General features: G+C 39.9%; 13 protein-coding genes. 2 read left to right on the top strand and 11 right to left on the bottom strand.

All coding sequences use genetic code 11. The annotated features are described in order from the left end of the window. Window positions 1-32: 32 nt before the first annotated feature. Window positions 33-1022 carry a UDP-glucuronic acid decarboxylase family protein gene (locus tag IE056_RS10430; protein WP_189604656.1) on the bottom strand — a complete coding sequence of 330 codons (990 nt, stop codon included), beginning with the start codon at window positions 1020-1022 and terminating at the stop codon, window positions 33-35. A 230-nt stretch (window positions 1023-1252) separates the two neighbouring features. On the opposite strand from IE056_RS10430, the gene IE056_RS10425 reads away from it, so the two are divergent. Beyond that, window positions 1253-1924, top strand: a complete 672-nt coding sequence (locus IE056_RS10425; protein WP_189604655.1) for an SRPBCC family protein — start codon at window positions 1253-1255, stop codon at window positions 1922-1924. Window positions 1925-1958: 34 nt separating this feature from the next. Here IE056_RS10425 and rfbD read toward each other — a convergent pair whose 3' ends face one another. The 7 genes from rfbD to IE056_RS10390 all read right to left on the bottom strand — a co-directional run bounded on the left by rfbD (window position 1959) and on the right by IE056_RS10390 (window position 9354). Continuing rightward, a complete protein-coding gene (gene rfbD, locus IE056_RS10420; RefSeq protein ID WP_189604654.1) occupies window positions 1959-2804 on the bottom strand; it encodes a dTDP-4-dehydrorhamnose reductase in 846 nt (281 codons plus the stop codon). Further along, a complete protein-coding gene (gene rfbC, locus IE056_RS10415) occupies window positions 2801-3349 on the bottom strand; it encodes a dTDP-4-dehydrorhamnose 3,5-epimerase (RefSeq protein WP_189604653.1) in 549 nt (182 codons plus the stop codon). Before rfbC ends, rfbD begins: the two co-directional genes overlap by 4 nt. Next, window positions 3349-4206, bottom strand: coding sequence for a glucose-1-phosphate thymidylyltransferase RfbA (gene rfbA, locus IE056_RS10410; RefSeq protein ID WP_189604652.1), 858 nt, complete (start codon window positions 4204-4206; stop codon window positions 3349-3351). The genes rfbC and rfbA overlap by 1 nt, the downstream gene beginning before the upstream one ends. Continuing rightward, the gene (gene rfbB, locus IE056_RS10405; protein ID WP_189604699.1) at window positions 4118-5212 is read right to left on the bottom strand and encodes a dTDP-glucose 4,6-dehydratase; all 1095 of its coding nucleotides are present in this window, start codon (window positions 5210-5212) and stop codon (window positions 4118-4120) included. Before rfbB ends, rfbA begins: the two co-directional genes overlap by 89 nt. Window positions 5213-5273: 61 nt before the next feature. After that, entirely contained in the window at window positions 5274-6965 is a 1692-nt protein-coding gene (locus IE056_RS10400) for a DUF6909 family protein (protein WP_189604651.1), read from the bottom strand. 19 nt (window positions 6966-6984) lie between these two features. After that, entirely contained in the window at window positions 6985-8475 is a 1491-nt protein-coding gene (locus tag IE056_RS10395) for a GH3 auxin-responsive promoter family protein (RefSeq protein WP_189604650.1), read from the bottom strand. Window positions 8476-8484: 9 nt separating this feature from the next. Continuing rightward, on the bottom strand, window positions 8485-9354 hold the full coding sequence (locus tag IE056_RS10390; RefSeq protein ID WP_189604649.1) for a M23 family metallopeptidase: 870 nt from the start codon (window positions 9352-9354) through the stop codon (window positions 8485-8487). Window positions 9355-9470: 116 nt separating this feature from the next. Between IE056_RS10390 and IE056_RS10385 the strand changes: the two genes are divergently transcribed. Beyond that, a complete protein-coding gene (locus tag IE056_RS10385; protein WP_189604648.1) occupies window positions 9471-9668 on the top strand; it encodes a Sec-independent protein translocase subunit TatA/TatB in 198 nt (65 codons plus the stop codon). A gap of 74 nt (window positions 9669-9742) precedes the next feature. On the opposite strand, the gene IE056_RS10380 is transcribed toward IE056_RS10385, so the two are convergent. The 3 genes from IE056_RS10380 to IE056_RS10370 are packed head-to-tail and all read right to left on the bottom strand — an operon-like array spanning window position 9743 to window position 13553. Continuing rightward, window positions 9743-10720 carry a DUF4837 family protein gene (locus IE056_RS10380; protein ID WP_189604647.1) on the bottom strand — a complete coding sequence of 326 codons (978 nt, stop codon included), beginning with the start codon at window positions 10718-10720 and terminating at the stop codon, window positions 9743-9745. Between the two features lie 22 nt (window positions 10721-10742). Next, window positions 10743-12332, bottom strand: coding sequence for a lytic transglycosylase domain-containing protein (locus tag IE056_RS10375; protein ID WP_229793729.1), 1590 nt, complete (start codon window positions 12330-12332; stop codon window positions 10743-10745). Between the two features lie 39 nt (window positions 12333-12371). Then, window positions 12372-13553 carry a phosphoglycerate kinase gene (locus tag IE056_RS10370; RefSeq protein ID WP_189604646.1) on the bottom strand — a complete coding sequence of 394 codons (1182 nt, stop codon included), beginning with the start codon at window positions 13551-13553 and terminating at the stop codon, window positions 12372-12374. Window positions 13554-13558 lie beyond the last annotated feature (5 nt).

The raw sequence follows: 13558 nt of genomic DNA, 5'->3' as shown, positions 1-13558 counted from the left end.
TCGTTTAAAAATTCACCCAAAAATCTACTGATTTACTTTCGTATGTGTCGGGAGAAATCCTTATGTTCACTTTTGTTTAGTTCCTCCTGACTAAGGCTTTTGAAGTATTCGTAAGTCTTTTCCATACCTTCACTCCTGGAAACTTTTGGCTCCCAGCCCAGGATTTCCCTGGCACGGGTGATATCCGGCTGTCGCTGCATAGGATCATCTTGAGGCAGAGGCTTGTAAATAATCTTCTGATTTGTCCCCGTTAACCTGATAATCTCTTCTGCAAAATCTTTGATCGTGATCTCATGCGGATTTCCAATATTCACAGGTTCGGAATAATCACTGAGCAAAAGCCGGTAAATCCCATCTACCTGATCATCTACATAACAGAAGGAGCGGGTTTGTGAACCATCACCAAACACGGTAAGATCTTCCCCTCGCAAAGCCTGACCAATAAAAGCCGGAATTACACGTCCGTCATTTAACCTCATCCTGGGTCCGTAGGTATTGAATATCCTCACAATTCTTGTTTCCAGGCCGTGGTACCTGTGATAAGCCATGGTAATAGATTCCTGGAAACGTTTGGCCTCATCATAAACTCCGCGTGGACCTATGGTATTCACGTTTCCATAGTATTCTTCTGTTTGAGGATGCACCAAAGGATCTCCGTATACTTCAGAAGTGGAAGCTATTAAAATTCTTGCATTTTTTTCTTTCGCCAGTCCTAAAAGGTTGTGAGTTCCTAAAGATCCCACCTTAAGCGTTTGAATTGGAATTTTTAAATAATCTATCGGGCTGGCTGGAGAAGCGAAATGAAGAATATAATCTAGTTTTCCCGGAACATGTACAAACGTGGTTACATCATGATGATAGAATTCGAAATTTTCAAGTTTGAAAAGATGTTCAATATTGCGACGGTCTCCGGTAATGAGATTGTCCATCCCCAATACATGATATCCTTCCCTTATAAACTTATCGCACAGATGCGAACCAAGGAATCCCGCTGCCCCTGTAATGAGTATTCTTTTTGCCATTGGTTGGTTAATTTATTTTGAAAATAAGCAAATATATTTAGTTCCATCTGCTTCTGCCTCTGGAAATTTAATCCTTAACTATATTTTTTGATTTTTATCCATTTTTTTGTTCGCTGTTCCCAACTTTCTGAAGATATTCTTTTAAGTATAATTTAACCCTATCCACTAGCATATTATGTTCAATTTATATCCTTAATCATTAACTTGAAAGTAACTTTAAAAAGAAAAATATGAAAAGAATAAAAATACCGGGATTTAACCCAAACGTGAGTAAAACAGAACGCATCTTATCCTTACTGGGAGGTGCATATATGATTTACGACGCTTTAGGGAAGAAAAACAAGAGCTTTACAGAAGCAGCATTTGCAGGATATTTACTCTTTCGTGGTTCCACAGGGCATTGTGCAGTGTATAATGCGATGGGCAAAACTAAACCCGACAATGAAAGCAGAAATGTTAATATACAGGTAACACAGCTGGTGGGAAGACCACCCGAAGAAGTCTATGAGTTCTGGCGAAAATTCGAAAACCTGCCATTGTTCATGGAACACCTGGAAAGCGTCAAAAGTCTCAATGACCATATTTCTGTCTGGAAAGCAGAACTTCCCGGAGGCGTAGGAAATTTAAGCTGGAAAAGCGAGATAGTGAAAGAGAGACCTAATGAGTTCATTGGCTGGCAATCTCTCCCCGGATCTGAAATTGAAAACGCCGGAAAAGTAGAGTTCAAAGACATTCCCGGTTACGGTACAGAAGTTCATGTAGTGTTATCCTACACTGCTCCAGGAGGAATTCCCGGAGAAGGTGCCGCAAGAATTCTGAATCCACTTTTTGAGAAAATGGTGAAGGATGATGTAAGAAATTTTAAACAATTTATGGAGGAATGGAAAGGGTCGGAGGCTTAGAACCTCCAGATCCAATATAGAAAACCATCTGGAATTAATTATATAGTCGGGCCAGACTTTCTTTCCAGGGCAATATTTCCTCCGGAAATGTCTTCCCGGCTTTTTCTTTGTTTAAAACGCTGTATCGAGGCCTTACTGCCACTGTACGATAGCTGTTATCTTTATTCAGTTCTACATCTTTTAATTTCCCGGAAAGATTTAGAATCTCTTTTGCAAAGTCGAACCAGGTAGCCTCTCCAAGATTGCTAAAATGGTATAGCCCATACTCTTTATTTCCTTCTGAAATTATGGTAAGAACATAATGTGCCAGATCATAGGCATTGGTAGGTGTGCCTTTTTGTTCGGTGGTGATGTTAAAAACCGCACCGGGTATCGCTTTTTTAAGGATCGTATTGTAGAAGTTATGTCCAATATCAGAATAAAGCCAGGAGGTCCTGAAAATATAATATTCCTCCAGGTTTTGTTGTATGTGGTCCTCTCCATATAGTTTGGAAGCTCCGTAAACATTCAGCGGATTCGTTTTATCTTCTTCGGAATAGGGTGTATTCTTCTCCCCGTCGAAAACATAATCTGTTGAAAAATGTACAAGTACCACCTTGTTTTCTACACAAACTTCCGAAAGGTTTTTCACTGCTTCAGAATTGATCAGAAATGCCATTTCTCGGTTGGTCTCTGCCTGTTCCACATTTGTATAAGCCGCACAGTTGATACAGTAATCAAATTCGTTTTTCCTGAAATAAGCACTTACCAATCCAAAGATGGAGAGATCTATTTCATCTGAAGTCGTAAATGTAAATTCCATGCCGGGAAATTCTTCGGCATATTTTTTAAAACATTGCCCCAACTGACCGCCGGCTCCGGTTACCAGTACCTTTTTCATAGTTCCAGTTCCTTTAAAGTGGGAAGCAAGGCATCTTTTTCAGAAAGTATGATCTCATCCTCCGGAAACTCCCAATCGATTTTAAGGGTGGGATCGTTCCAAATGATCCCTGTTTCACTTTCCTTATGGTAATATTTGTCGCATTTATAAGCGAAAACAGAAGTCTCAGAAGTCGTTAAAAAGCCGTGAGCGAATCCGGCAGGAACAAACAGCTCTAGCTTGTTCTCGTTGCTTAAAAGCACCTTAAATGACTTTTTAAATGTTGGGGAATCGGGTCTTAGATCCACCACAACATCCAATACCTCCCCAGCAACAGCTCGCACGAGTTTTGCTTGCGCATAAGCTCCTGTCTGGAAGTGAAAGCCCCGCAACACACCTCTTGTGGAAGTAGATTGATTATCCTGCACAAAATTTATCTTCAAACCTGTGGTTTCTTCAAATCTTTGCTGATTAAAACTTTCATAGAAAGTGCCTCTTTCATCTTCAAAAACACGAGGTTTTAGTATGAAACAATCTTTTAACGGTGTTTTTTCCAGTTCTAACATTAATCTACTTGTAATAAATATTCACCATACCCGCTTTTCACCAAAGGCGCAGCAAGTTCATGAAGTTGTTCTTTATTAATAAAACCCATTTTATAGGCAGTTTCTTCTATTGCACCAATCTTTAATCCCTGGCGTTCCTCAATCACCTGTACAAACTGTGAAGCATTCATTAGAGATTGAAAAGTCCCCGTGTCCAGCCACGCTGTACCTTTGTCCAGGATACTTACGTGAAGTTTTTCTTCTAAAAGATAATGATTGTTAATGTCTGTAATCTCCAGTTCCCCACGAGTTGAAGGTTTGATGCTTTTTGCGATTTTCACCACTTCATTATCATAAAAGTAAATCCCTGGGACTACATAATTGGATTTTGGGGCGGTAGGTTTCTCTTCTATGGAAATGGCTTTTCCGGATTTATCAAAATCTACTACGCCATACCGTTGCGGATCCTGAACATGATAAGCATAAATGATTCCGCCATCGGGGTCACTGTTGTTTTGCAGTAAAACATCCAATACGGATCCGTAAAAAATATTGTCCCCGAGAATTAGTGCGACTTTATCATTTCCGATGAAATTTTCCCCAATGATAAAAGCTTCAGCAAGACCATTTGGCTTTTCCTGAACAGCATATTCAAATACACAGCCATACCTACTGCCGTCCCCCAGTAATTCTTTAAACAGTGGAAGGTCTTTAGGTGTAGAAATGATAAGGATCTCATTTATCCCCGCCATCATTAAAGTGGAAAGCGGGTAATAGATCATAGGTTTATCAAAAACCGGCATTAACTGCTTGCTTATTGCCAGCGTCAATGGGGGTAGTCTTGTTCCCGAGCCTCCTGCCAGAATGATTCCTTTCATGAACTATATTTTTTAAATACCACTTCACCGTTTTTTCAATTCCACTTTCAAAATTTTCTATTGCTTTCCAGCCAAGTTCATTCTCTATTTTGGAAGCATCAATCGCATATCTTTTATCGTGACCGGGACGATCTATTACAAATGTAATAAGATCTTTATAGGATTTTTTATTTTTTCGGGGAGTTAGGGTATCCAGTATATCACAGATCTTTTGAGCGATGTAGATATTCTCACGTTCGTTCCTTCCGCCAATATTATACGTCTCTCCAAATCTACCTTTTTGGAGCACAAGTTTAATCCCCTTACAATGGTCTGAAACATATAGCCAGTCCCTTACGTTCTTTCCGTCACCGTAAATTGGAATCGGCTCTTCTTTTAAAGCAGTTCTTATAATAGTAGGAATAAGCTTTTCATCATGCTGATTTGGTCCGTAATTGTTGGAGCAGTTCGTAGTCAAAACCGGCAATCCGTAGGTATGGAAGTAGCTGCGCACCAGGAAATCTGAAGATGCCTTTGAAGCAGAATACGGGCTATTCGGTGCATAAGAGGTTTCTTCGGTGAATAGACCTTCTTTCCCTAAGGTTCCATACACCTCATCCGTGGAAATATGCAGAAACTTAGTATTTTCAAAACCTTCTCTTCTTACAAAAGGCTTTTCCATCCAAAGTTTATGAGCATTCTGAAGCAAATTAAAGGTTCCGGAAATGTTCGTTTCCACAAATGCTGAAGGATCTAAAATAGAATTATCAACATGAGATTCGGCAGCAAAATGAATTACCTGCTGAAACTGATATTTTTCAAAAAGACTTTTCAGAATCTCTTTATCACATATATCCCCCTGCACAAAAGTATAATCCGGATTACCTTCGACGTTAATGTTTTCAAGGTTTCCGGCGTAGGTTAACTTATCAAGGTTCACAACATGTACATTTTCTTCTGAAGTGTACATATTTACGTAGTTTGAACCAATAAACCCGGCTCCTCCTGTGATTAAAATGTTCCTCACTTTCTCTTCCATTTTCCGGCGTTAGTAGTCAATTTTATACCCTCTTCAGAAATATATTGAATTATGAATTAAAAATTTGCTCCAGGATTTTTTCAGTAATTAAATAAGTAGGTTTTACACCTGTAGTGCCCAATCCGCCTGAAGCCAGAGTGCTACCTGTTTCCAAAGGGTTATCTGAAGCGTAATATGCATAGCGGACTTTCACATCCTCATTGATGTTCTTCCTTAACCTGGACGCTGCCTGGATAGCCTTTTGATAATGTGCTCCTTCCATTTCCAGTCCTACCACATTCCAGGTGGACTCATGGAAAAACTTAAGGATATCTTTATTTTGAAGAGAAGTACCCAATACGGTGATCATAGATCCGTCACATACAGGGATTCCATTCCCATCTAAATCTTCCTTTGAAAGTTCATTTTTAAACGGATAATTATCTGCTGTTCCTTCAAATAAATGTGCCGAAGGAATCATAATATCTCCTTTTCCGCCTACAAGAATTCCGGCTTTTCCCATAATAGAAATAGAAGCTACGTTCATCCGGATATTACCATGTTCACTTTGGTAAGGCTTCAGCATTTCATCCATTGTTTCATAAGCCTGCTCCCCAAACGCATAGTCCATTACCATGATTACAGGCTTCTCATTGTCCTTCAGGCTCTTATCCATTTCGAATCTGGAATTTCCGGTAGCATAGGCAGCAGTATCAAAGATTTGAACGTCAATATTGGCACCACTGGTATCCTCTATAAAAGTCATTCCTTCATCCAGGGCTGTTTTCATAACTTTCATGCGGAGCTTACCATTCGCATTATTACTAAGATCTTCGTAAATACCTGAGATTGACTTTTTGGTAAGTTCTGTTTTTAGTGCTTTGGGGGCATAGAGCGTATTCATTACGCTATGCATGTTTGCACTAATAATATGCAGTGGCCTTGACAAAAGGTTCTTTTCCAGCAAAGTTTCCTTGATCTTGTTTGCCCATATCTCTCCGTGAATGTGATGCCCCAGCCTCTCTCTAAGCACCGGACTAAATGTTACAATCCGTTTTTTATTCTGCATCATCTCATCCAATGCCAGTTGGCCCAGCCAATAGATAATATGCAGAAAACGCTCCTTATTAGCCGGAATACTGAACATTGGGTAAATACTGGTAACTTCCTTAAACGTTCGGCCAAGGATGTTGGCAGTATGGGTAAGGGCTACTTCCCGTTCTGCCTGCGTAAGGTCTCCTTCCTTCAAAACAGCTTTCTGCAACTTTTCCCAGTCTCTTGTTACTTCCCCTTCATCATCAATAAGCACGCGCCGCATGATCTTATGAGATTCCACAAAAATAAAGGTAAGGTGAGTAAGTATATCGTAAATCTCAGACCGGCCGCGGGTGATTTCGATGTTCATTTGCTCCTCATCGATCCTGTAGCAGTTTCTGCGTCTTTTTGGTGGTACAATTGGTTTAAAATGAGAGTTGCCATAGCCTTCGTCACTGGTAAGGTTAATATATCTACATTCTTCGATTCCAATTGGAAGCCGGTCTATCACATAAAGTAAACCATTTAATTCTACCTTTTCCTCTGCAATGGATCCATAAATTTCGGGCCGAAGTACAAGCAAAGCCTCACGCAGTGTTTCTCCCGAAACTCCCATAGGCTTATAGAACCCCCTGTTAAACAAATGTCTCATCGTTATATACATTCGTTCAATGGCATTTGAACTTTCCTGTGCCCTGGTACGCCCTCTCAATTTTAAATTACTCATATATTCTTTAATCTTTCTTTTATAATTTTTCTAAAAATTCCGCTATTTTCCGATCGTTGGACAATCTCGGCAATTTATTCTGTCCTCCCAATTTTCCGATAGATTTCATGTACTTCTGAAAACCTTCTGAAGGTATTTTTGTGATTACTAACTGCTGAAGGATCTTACCATCAATTAAATCTTTATAGTAGGAGTTTTGCTCCTGAAGCGATTTGTCCAAAGTTACTTTAAAGGCATTCATATCTTCTGGTTCCTTCTCGAATTCTATAAACCATTCGTGATATGGCAACTGGTCACCCGAAGGATTTGTTTGCGGAGCTACGGTAAATTCAGAAATACTTGCAGCATGTTTTTTTACCGCTTCCTGCATGGCCTGCTCCACTTCTTTGGCGATTACATGTTCCCCAAAAGCCGATGTGAAATGCTTGATCCTTCCAGAAACCATCACTCTGTATGGTTTTAAGGAGGTAAACTGGATTGTATCCCCGAGATTATAAGCCCATAAGCCTGCACTGGTAGAAACGATCATCACATAGTTCACATTCAGTTCTATCTGGCCAATGGTAAATCGTTCGGGATTATCAGAATGGAATTCATCTGCTTTAATAAATTCATAGAAGATTCCGGAGTTTAGGAGTAGCAACATTCCCTTTACATCCTGCTTATCCTGGTATGCAAAAAACCCTTCCGAAGCGGGGAAAAGCTCAATACTATCCACTTTCCGGCCAATAAGGCTTTCAAATTTTGCCCTGTACGGCTCAAAATTAACTCCGCCGTAAATGAAAAGGTTGAAATTGGGGAAGATCTCTCCTACCTTTTTCCCTGTCTTTGCCTGCAGCCTCTCAAAATACATCTGTACCCACGATGGAATCCCGCTAATGACCGACATATCTTCCTTCACTGTTTCCTCCACAATCGCATCTACTTTGGTTTCCCAATCATCAATACAATTTGTTTCCCAACTGGGCATCCTGTTCTTCTGAAGATATCCCGGCACATAATGCGCTGATATTCCTGAAAGACGACCCACTTTTACGCCGTTTTTCTCATCCAGCTCGGGGCTACCCTGAAGAAAGATCATCTTCCCGTCTACAAAATCGGCTTTTCCTGTATCATTAATATAGCAAAGAATGGCATTCCGGGCTGCCTCAATGTGCGTGGGCATAGATTCTTTAGTCAACGGAATGTATTTTGCCCCACTGGTAGTCCCTGAAGTTTTAGCGTAATATAACGGTTTTCCCGGCCACAGCACATTTTCTTCCCCGGCCACCATTCTTTCGACATAAGGTTTCAGCTCTTCATAATCCCGAACAGGTACTCTTTTAGCAAATTCCTTCATGCTGGATATTGACCTGAAATGATGATCTTTTCCAAACTGCGTATTTTGTGCTTTGGAAAGCAATTCCTTAAATACCTTTTGCTGGGTTTCTTCCGGTTTGGAAGCCCATGTATTTATTTTACGTTGTATATACCGGGCAAATAATTTTGCCCCAAATGTTTTTATAGACATATTTTATTTTTACTGAAAATCAATGAAATCTGTAGGATTTACCGATTGTCCCTCACTCCATAATTCAAAGTGAAGATGTGGGCCGGTAGAATATTCTCCTGTGGAGCCAGCTGCGGCGATGACTTCTCCTTTTCTCACTCTTTCCCCCTGCTCCTTCGTAAGGGAAGAATTGTGCTTATAAACAGAAACAAGACCGTAACTGTGTTCTATAATAATAACATTTCCGGTTTCGGCAGTCCATTCTGCAAAGATCACCGTTCCGTCTGCTACAGACTTCACCGGAGCATTCTGCGCCACCACTATATCTATTCCGTAGTGCATTTCTTTAATATTGTAGCCTTCGGTCACCGGTCCCATTACAGGCGGAAATAATGCATAGTTAGCTCTTGAAGTTGCCGTTTCCAAAAGATTGTACTTATCCTCATGAACCACTATTTCCCTAAGAAGTGTATCTTCCCTGGAAGGTGCGAGATCTACGTTATCACGCTGAATCCTGTGAGCTTCACTAAGGGAATCCCTGTTGAAGTCAACAGATGTTACATCGCCCGCAAGAACTTTTTTTATAGAACCATAATATTGATTATTCAACTCCACGACGTTCTGCAATGAATCGGTTTTATATGCAAGCATTACAGCCCGTTGTTTTAAAGCAGTAGACGAATATCCCGGAATGTATTCTCTTAAACCTGTAAAGGCAATAAGAATAGTGGTTCCAGCGATTAATAATATAGCCGCAAGGGTTACAACCACAAACACATTTAAACGGGTTAACCTTAAGGATGCCTTCTCTTCAAAAGTATCTTCATTGAGAATAACCATCCTGTATTTGTGCAGCAGCTTTTTAGTGAATTTCTTTTTGGGTTCTTTATTTTTTGTCATTTTCTTCTACAGACTATAGCAAAGATAGGATAAAGTTAATTTTAATCTTTTTATTCTAAATAGAAACCAAGGTTTTAAAGTTTTATTGTTAACTTTGCCACATTAAATTAATCATTATGAACGCAGTTTTTTTACCATTGTGGATCGGAACGCCTCAGATTATATTTATTGTAATTGTGGTGCTGTTATTATTTGGCGGAAGAAAAATTCCTGAATTAATGAGGGGATTAGGGAGCGGTATTAAAGAATTTAAAGATGCTTCTAAAGATGATGAACCTGCCGAAAAAACGGGAGAAGGCCAGAAAAAGATTTAAAAATCAAAATACAGTTAAAAAACCCAACTTGAAAAAGTTGGGTTTTTTTATGCTTTATCCCCTTTTCCGGAACCCTATTTGAACTTAGCCGATTTTAGAATAGCTTCCAGTTCAAACATATTATCCCTCTTACTGGCCGAAGGTGCAAAAGCAAAACCTTCTAAAACTACAAATCTGTTGTTCTTTTCATCCAGTACAGCATAATTCACAAAAGGTCCGGCCATGAATACATTTTTATTCGTCTCCCAGGTTCCCTTGGTTTCATAAGCAAATTTTCCGTCTACTTCTGTAGTAAAAAGATAGGGTGCATATGCTGCTTCTGTTATCATATGGCTGTCCAAAGGTCCGGGTATATGTTGCTCGCCAATAGAATCACGCATTTCTATGATGTTACCTATAATATTACTGTCCTTTTGAATGGTATTTACGGGAACTTCGTAAACAATTATCTCCATGCTTCCGTTAGGGATATCTTTCCTGATCCAGAAAAAACTATCTTCATCTTTAGCATAACGATAGGCATCTGGAAATTTTATGGAAACACCCAGCTCCTCTTCCAGCCGGGAATCATCTTTTAAGGATTTTGAAATCCTTCGTTGTTTTTCCTTGAGCTCGGTCTTTTTGAAAGCACTTATCATGTTTTCGGCATTCTCTGCAATCAGGGAGGCAATTTCCTCATCTGTTTCTCCGCTCACAATTACACCAGTTTGTGGCTGGGCGAAGAGGTCATTACCAACTTTTATATCTGCAGGCTTTCCTTTCTCTATTTTAAGGAATATTCTGTTTTTTCGGGTAAATCCTGAAAACGCTTCAGGAGGCATCTGGTTCATAGAAAACAGAGGTTCATCCTGTGGTAGTCCATCTACAGGTGCTGCAAGATGATCTCTAATGGCTTCACCTACCTCACCCTGCCAAAGATCATTTTCCATTATAACAGATAAATTATTAATATTTCCCGAAGAGGTGGAGAGAATACGATCATTCTCCTTACCGTTATCATCGCAGGATATAAACGTAAAAACAGCCACCAGTAAAAGCAAAAATCTATACATAGTTATTAGTTTAGGAAGGATTTTATCCTTCAGAAAGTTTAATCTTCATTCCGGGTTTCAGGTTATTACCGCTCATGTTGTTCAGAGACTTTAGTTTCTGAACCGTTACCCCCGGAAATTTCTTAGAAATACTCCAAAGGCTATCCCCTTGCCTAACCGTGTACAACCTGGGATTCTTACCTGTACGAGTTTCTGTATTTGTGCCCGAAGCAACCACGCCTGAAGTGTAAATCACCAGTCGCTGTCCAATTCTTAGATTATTACCTCTAAGACTGTTCCATTCTTTAAGACTACTTACCCTCACTCCATGTCTTTCGGCTATTTTCCCCAGGTAATCGCCTCTTTTCACTCTGTAGGTAATCCTGGTTTCCTCCAAAGATTCCCCTTCCTCCTCTTCTGCTTCGGCTAACTGAGCCTTTGCATACTCGTAAATGGTTTCTTCATTGTTTACAAATAAACCTGCTTTGCTTCGGGGAAGACGTAAGGTATAAGCTTCTTCAGGAACATGTGGAATCACATCCAGCTTATAACTCGGATTCAAAAATTGCAGCAACTCCTTCTCTACTCCTGTTACTTCTGAAATCTGTTCAAATGATAGCATTCGCTTTGTCTGAATGGTATCGGTTTCAAAATAAGTAGTGATAGGTTTTGGTGGCTGAAATCCGTGTTCTTCGGCATATTCAAAAATATACAGCGTAGCAAGGAAAGCAGGGACGTACCCCGCTGTTTCCCGTGGAAGAAATGGTCGTAATTTCCAGTAATCTTTAGAACCACCGCTCCTTCGAATAGCTTTGGAAACATTTCCGGGGCCTGAATTATACGAAGCTAATACAAGATCCCAGTCTCCAAATACTCTGTAAAGCGTAGAAATATATTCTGCTGCAGCTTCTGTAGATTTTACAGGATCCATTCTATCATCTACATAAGAAGTTACATCCAGCCCGTGCATTTTACCGGTAGCATACATGAATTGCCATAATCCGGTGGCACCCATCCTGGAGCGGGCACGCGGGTTCAAAGTAGATTCTACAATAGCCAGGTACTTTATTTCCAGAGGAATATTGTACCTGTCAAGCTGTTGCTCGAACATTGGAAAATAATACCCACTCAAGGCCATAAGCGTCTCGTAAGATTGTTTATGACGTTTAAGGTAGGAATGAATGACATTCTCCAGTAACGGATTGTATTCTATACTAAAGGGTGTTTTGGCATTAAGCCTTTCAAGACGCATTTTCAAAGTATCTGTAGGCAGATCCTTGAAAACGTCCTCGTTGTAATCCTGATCTATAATATCGTTGTGAAAATCGTGGTATAAGCTGGATGTAAACAACTCTTTTTGCCAAATGGAGTCCATAAGGGCAGCATCGGGATCGTCCGCGAGATTAGCCACTACAGAGTCTCTTAGTACTGCAAATGATACCTTGTTAGCAAAATCCACATCCTTACTGTTTTTTAAAGAAAACAGGTTTTTATGAATGCTGATAAGGCTATCCATACTCACCGAATCTATGGCTGCCTGCCCCGATTTTTCCTCCTGCCCTATCTTTTCGTGCTGAGAAAATGCACTTACTGAAAAAAGCAGGAATAAAAATGGCAATATTTTTTCCATCATAATATGTTCTTATACCTTCTCCTCAATTATCATACCTGATTATTTTATGGCTTCAATCCCGGGTAAACTTTTTCCTTCCAGCATTTCAAGCATAGCACCACCACCGGTAGAAACGTAACTTACTTTATCTTCAAAACCAAATTTCTTCACTGCTGCAACAGAGTCTCCTCCTCCAACTAGTGAAAAAGCTCCATTTTTAGTAGCTTCGGCAATTTGCTCACCTATAGCGATGGTTCCTTTCGCAAAAGTTTCCATTTCAAAAACGCCTAAAGGACCATTCCATAAAATAGTTTTTGAATCAGTAATGACTCGTCCGAATTTCTTAATGGTTTCAGGACCTACATCCAGTCCCATCCATCCATCAGGAATTTCTTTTACAGATACTACTTTGGTGTCTGCCATTTCAGAAAAACTGTCGGCAATAACCGAATCTACCGGCAAATGTACCTGCACTCCTTTTTCTTCTGCAGACTTCAGAATTTTTAACGCCAGGTCCTGCTTGTCTTCTTCTACAAGAGAATTTCCAATATGTCCACCCTGCGCTTTGATAAAAGTATAAGTCATTCCTCCACCAATGATAAGGTGGTCGATTTTATCAAGTATATTTTCTATTACGGTGATCTTTGTAGAAACCTTTGCTCCTCCAAGAATTGCTGTTACAGGTTTTTCTGAACTCCCCAATACTTTTTCAAGGCTTTCTATCTCCTTCGCCAGTAATAATCCGAAGCATTTTTCATCAAAATATTTGGCAACTATGGTCGTAGAAGCATGAGCTCTATGTGCTGTACCAAATGCATCATTCACATAGATATCTCCAAGGCTGGCAAGTTCTTTTGAAAAACTTTCATCACCTTTCTTTTCTTCCGGCTGAAATCTAAGATTTTCAAGAAGTAAAATTTCTCCCGGCTGCAGGTCTTTTGCAGCTTTTTTGGCTTCCTCTCCAACAGAATCGGATGCAAATTTAACTTTGACTCCAATTATTTCAGAAACCTTGTCGACGATGTGCTCCAGGGAGTATCTTTTTTCAATACCCTCGGGTCTTCCCAGGTGGGACATTAGGATGGCGCTCCCTCCATCTTCCAGTATTTTGAGGATAGTAGGTTTAGCAGCTTCTATACGGCTCGTGTCTCCTACCTCTAGTTGATCATTTAAAGGAACATTGAAATCAACCCTTATTAATGCTTTTTTATTTTTAAAATTAATGTCATTAACTGTTTTCATAATAA

The sequence above is a fragment of the Salinimicrobium marinum genome (assembly GCF_014651535.1).
Taxonomy (GTDB): Bacteria; Bacteroidota; Bacteroidia; order Flavobacteriales; family Flavobacteriaceae; genus Salinimicrobium; species Salinimicrobium marinum.
This window is presented reverse-complemented; position numbering and strand designations above follow the sequence as displayed.

What these genes read in the sequence shown, in the direction of transcription:
- IE056_RS10395 (WP_189604650.1), bottom strand. Translation starts at nt 8,475, where the DNA reads ATGTCTATAAAAACATTTGGGGCAAAATTATTTGCCCGGTATATACAA.
- IE056_RS10430 (WP_189604656.1), bottom strand. Translation starts at nt 1,022, where the DNA reads ATGGCAAAAAGAATACTCATTACAGGGGCAGCGGGATTCCTTGGTTCG.
- rfbA (WP_189604652.1), bottom strand. Translation starts at nt 4,206, where the DNA reads ATGAAAGGAATCATTCTGGCAGGAGGCTCGGGAACAAGACTACCCCCA.
- rfbC (WP_189604653.1), bottom strand. Translation starts at nt 3,349, where the DNA reads ATGTTAGAACTGGAAAAAACACCGTTAAAAGATTGTTTCATACTAAAA.
- IE056_RS10400 (WP_189604651.1), bottom strand. Translation starts at nt 6,965, where the DNA reads ATGAGTAATTTAAAATTGAGAGGGCGTACCAGGGCACAGGAAAGTTCA.
- rfbD (WP_189604654.1), bottom strand. Translation starts at nt 2,804, where the DNA reads ATGAAAAAGGTACTGGTAACCGGAGCCGGCGGTCAGTTGGGGCAATGT.
- IE056_RS10370 (WP_189604646.1), bottom strand. Translation starts at nt 13,553, where the DNA reads ATGAAAACAGTTAATGACATTAATTTTAAAAATAAAAAAGCATTAATA.
- IE056_RS10380 (WP_189604647.1), bottom strand. Translation starts at nt 10,720, where the DNA reads ATGTATAGATTTTTGCTTTTACTGGTGGCTGTTTTTACGTTTATATCC.
- IE056_RS10385 (WP_189604648.1), top strand. Translation starts at nt 9,471, where the DNA reads ATGAACGCAGTTTTTTTACCATTGTGGATCGGAACGCCTCAGATTATA.
- IE056_RS10425 (WP_189604655.1), top strand. Translation starts at nt 1,253, where the DNA reads ATGAAAAGAATAAAAATACCGGGATTTAACCCAAACGTGAGTAAAACA.
- IE056_RS10390 (WP_189604649.1), bottom strand. Translation starts at nt 9,354, where the DNA reads ATGACAAAAAATAAAGAACCCAAAAAGAAATTCACTAAAAAGCTGCTG.
- IE056_RS10375 (WP_229793729.1), bottom strand. Translation starts at nt 12,332, where the DNA reads ATGATGGAAAAAATATTGCCATTTTTATTCCTGCTTTTTTCAGTAAGT.